Here is a 368-nt window from a genome sequence, read left to right on the forward strand (position 1 = left end):
GGTGGGTGCCGCTGTTGGTGAAGTCGCCTTCACCCGCCTTGTTCTTGATGCTCAGGCGGTCGGCCGACAGCAGCGCACCGGAGCCGTCGATGTCCCCGGGCTGCACACGCACATACACCTGGGGCACGAGCACCTGCTGGGTGCTGCCATCGGCAAGGGTCACGGTCTGCTCGACGAGCCAGACGATGTCGCTCGTGAGCTGGGCCATCTGCGCGGCGGTCAAGGCGATGCCGGGGGTCAATCCATACTGCTTGGCGAAGGTCACGCCCGCGTTCATGAGCGCGGTGTACTCGTCCTGGTCGCTGGTGTAGCCGTCCAGGTAGCGGTAGCCGGTGAGCTGGGCGATCTGCTCGCGAATGAGTTGCTGC

Annotated in this window: 1 protein-coding gene; it reads right to left on the reverse strand. The window is 65.8% G+C overall.

Translation table 11 applies throughout. The annotated features are described in order from the left end of the window. Nucleotides 1-368 (reverse strand): hypothetical protein (locus AC1DSF_RS31425; protein WP_478184219.1); only part of this gene is annotated, 368 nt, incomplete at both ends.

Source organism: Variovorax sp. 01N429 (assembly GCF_056399425.1).